Genomic DNA, 9,775 nt, shown 5'->3' on the forward strand with positions numbered 1-9,775 from the left:
AAATCAATTAATTCTGGATTAATTACTAAAATTTGATTTTGAAAACCGTTTTTTTGAAGTTGATGCAGTATATAATCTTGTCGTTTTTTTAGTTTTGGATTTTTACCTAAAAAGACTTTACTTAGTGTATTTTGAATTCGTTCAAAGCAACTTTTATACTTAAAATTACCAGTTTTTATATGAAAACTTTCAATTCCTTTTTTTTGTAAAGCACTAACAATATGGGCATCATAATTCCAATGATCAAAACTAATTACAGCAATTTTGTGCAACATATTTACATTTTTAAAAAACAAAGATATTGTTTTTTTACAAAGATTTCAATTACATTTGTAAATCAAATACAACCTATGGATAAATCGATAGTAAACATAATAAAAAAATTTGAAACCGAAGGCGATTTATTAGTTGCAGGAAAAAGGAATACAATTAAAACATTTCCATATGATACTAGTGTTTTAAACATCAAATCATTTAAAATTCCTATTTTAATTAATGGAATAATTTACAGGCATTTTAGAAAATCTAAAGCCAGAAGATCATTTGAGTTTGCTACTATATTACGAAAAAAAAACATTGGTACACCTGAACCAATTGGCTATTATGAAAATAAAAACTGGTTTTGTCTTTTAGATAGCTACTATGTTTGCAAACACATTACTCCGGATTATGTTTTTAAAGATTTATTTGATGTAGAAAACCCTGAAACTGATACAATTTTAAAACAATTGGCGCATTTTTGCTTTCAATTGCATGAAGCAGGTATTGAATTTAAAGACAACTCGCCTGGAAATACTTTGATTAAAAAAAATGAATCAGGTGCTTTCGATTTTTATCTCGTGGATTTAAATCGAATGACATTTCATAAAGAAATGGATTTCAATTTAAGAATGAAAAACTTATGTCGATTAACTCCTTCAGAATATATGGTTCAGGTAATAAGCTCTGAATATGCAAAACTTTATCACAAACCAAAAGAAGAAGTTTTTCAATTAATGTGGAAATATACGGATGCTTTTTTTAATAAAGCACTCAAAAAAAGAATCATTAAAAAAAGATTGGGATTATGATTACAAAGCTTTTAAATAATAAAAAAATAGTATTGTTTATTTGGGTTTTATTAGCATTAATTTCTGCAATAAAACAATATTTAATAGGCAATTACAATAATTATCTTATTTTTAAAAACGTTTTTTATCATACTCTAGAACAAAAATCATTATACGCGACTTATCCAAATTTACATTTTGACCATAACCATTACGGACCTATTTTTAGTCTTTTTATTGCGCCTTTTGCACTATTGCCAGATAGTATAGGTATGTTTTTATGGTGCTTATTTAATGCTTTAGTTTTAGTTTACGCGATTCGCCAAATTAACTTAGAAAGCTCTAAAATCAACCTAGTCTTATGGATTTGTGCACACGAATTTTTAACCGCTATTTTAGGACAACAATTTAATCCTATAATGACTAGTATTATTATTATGTCTTATGTGTTAATTGAAAAAGAGAAAGATTTTTGGTCCGCTTGTTTAATTGTTTTAGGTACATTCATAAAATTATACGGAATAGTTGGCTTAGCTTTTTTCTTCTTTTCAAAAAATAAAATGAAATTTATCGGTTCATTGGCAATTTGGTCAATTGTTTTTTTTGTTTTACCAATGGCTATTTCTTCTCCCGAATTTATTCTAAATAGTTATTCAGAATGGTTTATCAGATTAGTAGAAAAAAATAGTGAAAACGCTTCCTTAACTTCTATGCAAGACATATCAATCATGGGAATGGTTAGAAAAACTTTAAATATGCCACATCTTTCAAATATGCTATTTTTAATTCCTGGATTATTGCTTTTTGGATTACCTTATTTAAGATTTAATATGTATTCGAACAAAAAATTTCAATTACTTTTGTTGGCATCCGTTTTAATTTTTACTGTTATTTTTAGTTCAGGTTCAGAGAGTCCAACCTATATTATCGCATTTGCTGGTGTCGCCATTTGGTTTGTTATTCAGGAAGAAAAAACAAAATGGAGCTGGTTTTTGTTTATATTTGCTTTGATTTTGACGAGTTTTTCACCTTCAGATTTAATACCGAAGTTTTTTCGAGAAACGTATGTAAAACCTTATGCTTTAAAAGCATTGCCATGTGTACTAATTTGGATTCAAATTAGTTACGAATTGCTGATATTAAAAAAAGAATCAAATTCATCCATTGCTCATGAATAAATCCATTGCCATAGTGATCCCTTCATATAATGAAGCCACAAATATTGATGTTTTAATACATGCTTTAAATGAAACCATTGAAAATATAAACTATACTTTTAAGTTTATTTTTGTTGATGATGGATCTAACGATGAAACCGTTGCTATTTTGAAAGAAAAATCAAAGGAACACCAGCATATTTTTTATTTAGAATTATCCAGAAATTTCGGACATCAAAATGCCCTTAAAGCAGGGATTGATTTAGTAAAAAATGACGTAGATGCCATTATATCTATGGATGGTGACATGCAACACCCGCCAAAAATTATTCCAAAACTTATACAAAAATGGGAAGAAGGTTTTGAAGTGGTTTACACCAAAAGAGAAGAAGATAAAAAATTAGGTTTCATAAAAAACAAAACATCTAATCTGTTTTACAGCTTAATGAATAAGCTTTCAGACATTAAATTTGAACCCGGAACAGCCGATTTTAGATTAATTGACAAAAAAGTGGCTCAAGTTTTTTCTGATTTTACAGAAAATGAATTATTCATTAGAGGCATAATAAATTGGGTTGGTTTTAAGCAATTTGCCATTCATTATGAACCTAATGAAAGATTTTCCGGAAAAAGCAAATACACTCTAGGAAAAATGATGCGTTTTGCGGTTCAAGGCATTACTTCTTTCAGTACGAAGCCACTTTCAATGGCAATTATTTTGGGTATTAGTTTATCTGTAATGACATTTATCTTTTATATTGCATATGTTTTGTATAGTATATATTATGGTCATGTAATTTCAGGATGGGCTTCTGTAATTACAACAGTTGTTTTCTTTGGAGGTTTAAATTTGGTTGTATTAGGTATAATAGGCGTGTATATTGGAAAATTATTTATGCAATCGAAAGGAAGACCAAATTATTTAATTAGCAGTACCAATTACAAATGATTTTACTTAGTTTCGATATAGAAGAGTTTGACATGCCTTTTGAGTATGGTAAAGATATTTCCTTTGAAAATCAAATTGCCGTATCTGAAAAAGGAACTGAAACTATTTTAAATCTCCTGCAAAAACATCAAATTAAAGCTACGTTTTTTTCTACCGTTGTATTTGCTGAAAAAGTACCTCATTTAATTAAAAGAATTATTAATGAAGACCATGAATTGGCATCACACACTTACTATCACAGTAATTTTGAAGTGGCGCATTTAAAACAATCCAAAGATGCCCTAGAAGCACTTTCAAATTCCGAAGTCGTTGGATTCAGAATGCCTAGAATGTATCCTGTAGATGAACGAGAAATCGAAAATGCTGGATATCTATATAACTCCTCCATTAATCCAACATTTTTACCTGGAAGATACAATCATTTAGACAAACCAAGAACTTATTTTAAATTACACAATGTATGGCAAATACCAGCATCTGTAAGCCCTTTAGTACGATTTCCTTTATTCTGGCTAAGTTTTCATAATTTACCATTAAGAGTTTATAAATTCCTAGCAAAATGGACATATAAAAATGACGGTTATTTAAATATTTATTTTCATCCTTGGGAATTCACGCCTCTTGATAATAAAACCGCTTACAATTTTCCTAAATATGTAAGTAAAAACTCTGGTGATGTTATGTCGGAAAGATTAAGTTGTTTTATACAAGCCATGAAAGAAAAAAAATATATATTTGGTACTTTCAAAGAATTTTTAATTCTAAAAAATTTAAAATAATCTTTTTTGAGTACAATTTCGATAATACTTACTACATACAATTCTGAAACTTGGTTAGAAAAAGTTTTATGGGGTTACACTTTGCAATCCTATACTGATTTTGAATTGATAATTGCCGATGACGGATCTACTAATCAGACAAAAAAATTAATAGACAAATTTCAAACTAAATTCAAAAACCCAATTATTCATGTATGGCAAAAAGATGAAGGATTTCAAAAAACTAAAATCTTAAATAAAGCTATTATTAAAGCGTCTTGCGAATATATTTTATTTTCAGACGGAGATTGTATTCCTCGTAATGATTTTGTATCAACCCATTTAAAACATATGAAAAAAGGTAGTTTTTTATCTGGTGGCTACTTTAAATTAAATGATTTTGTATCCAATTCGATTTCCGAAATTGACATTAAAAATCAAAGCTGCTTTCAAACCAAATGGCTTTTAGAAAATGGATTGAAATGGAATTTTAAATTAATAAAATTAACAAAAAATACGTTTTTTGCCTATTTCATGAACTGGATTACTCCAACTAAAAAAACATTTAACGGACACAACACTTCTTGTTTTAAAGAAGATTTAATAGCGGTAAATGGATTTAATGAAGACATGAAATATGGCGGATTAGATAGAGAAATTGGCGAACGTTTATTTCACAATAATATTAGGAGTAAACAAATAAGATATAGCGCTATTTGTTTACATTTGAATCATAACAGGAATTATGCCACAAAAGATAATTGGCAAAAAAACAATGCCATAAGACAGTTTAACAAACAAAATAAAGTGATTGCAATACAAAATGGCTTATCTAAATATTTGAACAATGAAACATAAAATTTCAATATTTATAATTACATATAATGAAGCGCATATCATTTCAAAATGTTTAGAGAAATTAAAAACATTTGATGAAATTATTGTTGTGGATTCTGGAAGTACTGATGACACAGTTTCTATATGTGAATCATTTGGTGCGATAGTCATTTCACATAAATTTGAGAATTTTGGATTACAAAAACAATTTGCATTAGAACAAACAACTCATAATTGGGTTTTATCTTTAGATGCTGACGAAGTATTGTCTGATGCTTTAATATCAGAAATACACAACATAAATCACCAAGAAAATGTAAAGGCATATACTATTCCAAGAACGCATGTTTTTTTAAATAAAGTTTTTAAAAATGGTGCCGAAAGTAAACGTCCAATTTTAAGATTATTTAATAAAAATTTTGGCAAGTTTACTCCAAACAAAGTACACGAAACCATTGAAATAGATGGTACGATTGGAAAACTATATCAAGAAATGCTTCATTATACCGTGTTTGACATAAATACTGCCATTCAAAAACAAATAAAATATGCGTTGTTAAGTGGCGAATTACTTCACGAAAAAAAGAAAAAAAGTAGTATTTTAAAAATAATTATCAAATTTCCATTTGATTTTATAAGATATTATATTTTGCAGCGTAATTTCCTTAACGGGTATGAAGGATTTACATGGAGTATGTTTGCAGCGTTTAGCAATTATCTTAAATATGCTAAATTGAAAGAACTTGCTGATAACAATTCATAATATTACTTGCAATTGTTTCATCATTAAACTGTTGGGCAAATTTACAGCCCTCCGCTTTCATTTTTGCTACTAATAAATTATCATTTATAACAGTATTAATTTTATTTGTTAAATCTTCCACATCAAATGGTTCAATATATAAAGAATTTGGGCCAGCTGCTTCAGGAAAAGCTCCGTTTTTGGTTGTTATAACCGGTATCTTTGAATATAATGCTTCAATTATAGGAATACCAAACCCTTCAAATAGTGATGGATAGACAAAAACTGTCGCTAATTGATAAATAATTGCTAAATCTGTACTCGTTAACCCTTTCAAAAAATGAACTCTTTTCTCAAGATTGTTTTCTATAATATAATCGTAAATCTTTTCTACATAATCTGTTTGCTTTCCAATTAAAACCAAATCAATATCTAAGTTTTTAATTGCTTTTACAATAGTTAAAGCATTTTTTCTCTCTTCAATTGTACCAACATTTAAAACAAATTTTTGAGGCAAATTGTAATTTTTTGTAACAAGCTGCTTTTCTAATTCTGAATATTCTTTTTTATAAACATCCTGACAACCTTGATATATCACAGTTATTTTATTGGCATCAATATTTAAAAACGAAATAATATCTTTTTTTGTTTGTTCACTAATTGCTATAATTAAATCGGCATTAGTAGCCGCTTTTTTAAACTTATAAAAATGAATTTTTCTATCAAAAAATGAATATAATTTAGGGTATCTAACAAAAATTAAATCATGAATAGTAACGATAGATTTAATACCTTTTTTAGACAAACCTGAAGGTAACTCACCTGAAAGTCCATGATATAAAAGAATTTTATCTTTAACAAGATCATTAACAACGGTATTTTGTCGCCAATAATTTTTAAATTTTTGATTGAATTTTGAAATCGGATTTTTCTCAAATACATTCGTATTATTTGATACAAAAAGATTTTTTTTATTCTTTTTAGGATTGTACAAAAAATAGTTGTTCTCCGGAAAATTAGCCGCTAATACACGAACTAAATCGCGACTATAGTTTCCTAAACCCGTTTTATTATGAAAAACTCTTTTTGCTTCAAATCCGAAATTCATTTATTTACAATTAAAATTTAAAAAATCACATAACTTATCGTAAAAGTAATTGGGTTTAAATTTACTGTATTTTTCAAATAAATCGCCTTCATTAGGTAATTCATCTGCATAATCATCATAATGAACCGAAATATTAGTGGTAGTGTTTTCTAATACATTCCAATCTGTTTTAATAATTCCTGGAGAATAAATACTAAAAGTAGGTATTTGTAGTGCTTTTGCCATATTTGCTGCCCCACCTTCATTTCCAATTAATGCTTTGCAATGGTATAAAATTGCTAAAAATTCCCGTAAATCATCTTGAAAAAAATCAATGAAAATATTTTTTTTAGTAATTTCGTTGCATAAATTATATATTTCAATTGCCTTATTTTGTTGCCACGGAAGATAATTAAACAAAATCTGTACTTTTTTTTGGGCAACAATATAATCTAAAACTTGTGCCATGAAAGGCAGCGGATAATTCTTTACATCTTGACTGCCTAAAGCGCTAATCATTAGTAAATTTTTAGAAATATCAATTTTGGCTTCAATTAATTTTTGTTTGCCAATAGTGATTTCTTCTTCAGATAAAAATAGTTTTGGTGCCAATAATTGAAAATCAATTCCAAGCGGTTTTAGTAAAGCCATTCTGTGCTCCAGTGCTTTGGAAGCATTTGAATCTGATGATATATTTCTGTGAACAACATTTGTTAATAGTAACTTCGAATAACTTTTTTCAAATGAAATGGTTTTTTTTGCACCAGAAAACCAGGCTAAAACTATACTATTTGGTTTTCCATAAGCATCAATAACAATATCATATTTTTCTTTTCTTATTTTAAATAAAAATGTAAGATATGCCCATTTTCCTTTTCTTGATTTTTCATCAAGAATTACAATTTTGTCAATAAATTTGTTGTTTTTTACTACAGCATAACTGTTTTCGTATATTAAATAATGTAATTCAGCATTCGGAAAATGCGCTCTAAGTGCTTCCAGAATAATAGTACTAGTAAGTACATCTCCAATTCTTTTTTTCTGAATTACTAAAATTTTCATTAAACGGCTACATTATATTCGCGTAAAGCATCATTAAGCGACGTTTTTAAATCTGTAGAAGCTTTTCTTTGTCCGATAATTAAGGCACAAGGCACTTGAAAATCTCCAGCAGGAAATTTCTTTGTATAGGTTCCAGGAATTACTACAGATCTTGCAGGTACAACTCCTTTGTATTCAATTGGCTCTGATCCTGTAACATCGATAATTTTAGTGGAAGCGGTTAAACAAACATTTGCTCCTAAAACGGCCTCTTTTTCAACCCTTACACCTTCCACTACAATACAACGAGATCCAATAAACGCACCATCCTCAATAATTACTGGTGCAGCTTGTAAAGGCTCTAACACACCTCCAATACCAACTCCTCCACTCAAATGAACATGCTTCCCAATTTGAGCACAACTTCCAACTGTTGCCCATGTATCAACCATAGTTCCTTCGTCTACATATGCACCTATATTTACATAAGATGGCATTAAAATTACACCTGAAGAAATATAAGCACCATGCCTTGCAACTGCGTTAGGTACTACACGAATCCCGCGTTCGGCATAATTTCTTTTTAATGGAATTTTATCATGGTACTCAAAAATACCAGCTTCTAATGTTTCCATTTTCTGTATTGGAAAATACATAACCACTGCTTTTTTTATCCATTCATTTACTTGCCAACCAGACGCAATAGGTTCCGCTACACGAAGCGAACCATTATCTAATAATTCAACAACTTCCCTTATGGCATTTTGTGTGGCTTCTTGTTGCAAAATCTCACGGTTATCCCAAGCTTTTTCTATAATTGATTGTAAGTTTGTCATAATGTATTTTTTAACAAAGATAAAGTTTCAAATTAGTATTGCAAATAAAAAATCCTGCTAAAAGCAGGATTTAAATATTATTGACAAGAATTACTTAAGTGTCTTCTTTTTGTAATTGCTGGTCGGTTTCCATTACAATCAGGAATATCATTAAAATTATAATATCCATTTATTTTTTGAATTGCCGGTAGTACATCAAAAAGTTCGTTTTTAGTAAGTTTTCCATCATTATCATCATCAAAATCAACATAATCAGGTTTTCCGTCACCATCGGTATCTAATGCAGAGCCTGATGTTGGTCCGCCATATTCATCTTTTGATAAAATTTTATCTCCATCATGATCTTTATATCTTATATTCATTAGTTTAAAAGTAAAAATAATTGGTGTGTAAGAACCAATAGTCCCTGGACTTTGATTGTAATAAGCCAATCCAGAAGGAACAAACATTATACCAGTTCCAAAATTATTAAAAGAAATTGTTCCGTCAGGGTTTATGGATTGTGTGCTTGAAGATTTAAATTCTGGTAAAACTTCTTGCCAACCTTGTATTACATCTTGCAATTGAAACCAGGTAGGACTTGAAGCGGCATCAAAACTTGACAAATCTGTTTTGTATCCTTTGTAAGATGTGAAAACCGAATCCAATCTTGTTGGATTTGATCCTGCGCCTTCATTAAGTTTTAAATAATATAGTTTATGATCCACTCCTTCTTTTGAAATAGTTTTAAATTTTAATGGCTTTAATGGATTATTTTGACTTGCAGAAGTATCTAATGCATCAAAAATTGGTGTTCCTGGTGTTGTAGCAGTAATTTTAGTAAAAGTTACATTATACGAAGCATCTACTGTAATGAAATGTTCATCCATAAAGTCTTCAATTTCAGCTATATCTTCATTATAAACCTCTAAATAAGGTCTAGGTTTTATTGTTTCTACAGTATCATCACCTGGACAACCCAACATGATTAATATAAAAGGTACTATAAGCAATAATCTTAATGATAATTTCATTTTGTAAAAATTTAATTTAAAAAAGTGGTTGCAAGATACGATTTTCATTTATTTTTGTACAAATATTAACATTCATTTTTGATTTTTATGCGAATTGATAAATATTTATGGTGCATCAGATACTTTAAAACAAGAGGTTTAGCCGCAGAAGCCATAAAAAAAGGACATGTTTCTGTAAATAATGTAAAAGCAAAAGCATCCAGAGATGTGTTTCCTTTAGACAAAATTACGCTTAGAAGAGACCAAATAAACTACATTATTAAAGTTTTAGACATTCCGCCTAGTAGAGTAGCAGCCAAAATTGTA

At 28.9% G+C, this 9,775-nt stretch carries 11 protein-coding genes and 1 pseudogene; 7 read left to right on the top strand and 5 right to left on the bottom strand.

The window, feature by feature from the left end; genetic code table 11:
* Positions 1-275, bottom strand: a pseudogene (locus ACIQ2I_RS05795) (hypothetical protein); the annotation flags it as partial.
* 75 nt (positions 276-350) lie between these two features.
* Between ACIQ2I_RS05795 and ACIQ2I_RS05800 the strand changes: the two are divergent.
* From ACIQ2I_RS05800 to ACIQ2I_RS05825, 6 genes are read left to right on the top strand one after another with little or no spacing between them, the layout of a single operon-like run.
* Complete coding sequence (locus tag ACIQ2I_RS05800) at positions 351-1,070, top strand: lipopolysaccharide kinase InaA family protein (RefSeq protein WP_396181490.1); 720 nt, start codon at positions 351-353, stop codon at positions 1,068-1,070.
* A complete protein-coding gene (locus tag ACIQ2I_RS05805; RefSeq protein WP_396181491.1) occupies positions 1,067-2,227 on the top strand; it encodes a glycosyltransferase family 87 protein in 1,161 nt (386 codons plus the stop codon). The genes ACIQ2I_RS05800 and ACIQ2I_RS05805 overlap by 4 nt, the downstream gene beginning before the upstream one ends.
* Positions 2,220-3,155 (top strand): glycosyltransferase family 2 protein, encoded by a 936-nt coding sequence (locus ACIQ2I_RS05810; protein WP_396181492.1) that lies wholly within the window; start codon positions 2,220-2,222, stop codon positions 3,153-3,155. Before ACIQ2I_RS05805 ends, ACIQ2I_RS05810 begins: the two co-directional genes overlap by 8 nt.
* Positions 3,152-3,934, top strand: a complete 783-nt coding sequence (locus ACIQ2I_RS05815) for a polysaccharide deacetylase family protein (RefSeq protein ID WP_396181493.1) — start codon at positions 3,152-3,154, stop codon at positions 3,932-3,934. Before ACIQ2I_RS05810 ends, ACIQ2I_RS05815 begins: the two co-directional genes overlap by 4 nt.
* A gap of 6 nt (positions 3,935-3,940) precedes the next feature.
* Positions 3,941-4,771, top strand: a complete 831-nt coding sequence (locus ACIQ2I_RS05820) for a glycosyltransferase family 2 protein (protein ID WP_396181494.1) — start codon at positions 3,941-3,943, stop codon at positions 4,769-4,771.
* Positions 4,761-5,513: a glycosyltransferase family 2 protein gene (locus ACIQ2I_RS05825; RefSeq protein WP_396181495.1), complete on the top strand. Its 753-nt coding sequence runs from the start codon at positions 4,761-4,763 to the stop codon at positions 5,511-5,513. The genes ACIQ2I_RS05820 and ACIQ2I_RS05825 overlap by 11 nt, the downstream gene beginning before the upstream one ends.
* Here ACIQ2I_RS05825 and ACIQ2I_RS05830 read toward each other — a convergent pair.
* The 4 genes from ACIQ2I_RS05830 to ACIQ2I_RS05845 form a co-directional block, all read right to left on the bottom strand.
* The gene (locus ACIQ2I_RS05830; protein WP_396181496.1) at positions 5,479-6,486 is read right to left on the bottom strand and encodes a glycosyltransferase family 4 protein; all 1,008 of its coding nucleotides are present in this window, start codon (positions 6,484-6,486) and stop codon (positions 5,479-5,481) included. The genes ACIQ2I_RS05825 and ACIQ2I_RS05830 overlap by 35 nt on opposite strands.
* A 114-nt stretch (positions 6,487-6,600) precedes the next feature.
* The gene (locus ACIQ2I_RS05835) at positions 6,601-7,641 is read right to left on the bottom strand and encodes a glycosyltransferase family 9 protein (RefSeq protein WP_396181497.1); all 1,041 of its coding nucleotides are present in this window, start codon (positions 7,639-7,641) and stop codon (positions 6,601-6,603) included.
* Positions 7,641-8,456, bottom strand: coding sequence for a 2,3,4,5-tetrahydropyridine-2,6-dicarboxylate N-succinyltransferase (locus ACIQ2I_RS05840; RefSeq protein WP_396181498.1), 816 nt, complete (start codon positions 8,454-8,456; stop codon positions 7,641-7,643). The genes ACIQ2I_RS05835 and ACIQ2I_RS05840 overlap by 1 nt, the downstream gene beginning before the upstream one ends.
* A 77-nt stretch (positions 8,457-8,533) precedes the next feature.
* Positions 8,534-9,469 carry an FKBP-type peptidyl-prolyl cis-trans isomerase gene (locus ACIQ2I_RS05845; RefSeq protein WP_396181499.1) on the bottom strand — a complete coding sequence of 312 codons (936 nt, stop codon included), beginning with the start codon at positions 9,467-9,469 and terminating at the stop codon, positions 8,534-8,536.
* Between the two features lie 87 nt (positions 9,470-9,556).
* On the opposite strand from ACIQ2I_RS05845, the gene ACIQ2I_RS05850 reads away from it, so the two are divergent.
* Positions 9,557-9,775: RNA-binding S4 domain-containing protein (locus tag ACIQ2I_RS05850; protein WP_396181500.1), on the top strand; the 219-nt coding region annotated here is incomplete at its 3' end.

Source organism: Flavobacterium sp., from assembly GCF_044368995.1.
Classification (GTDB): domain Bacteria; phylum Bacteroidota; class Bacteroidia; order Flavobacteriales; family Flavobacteriaceae; genus Flavobacterium.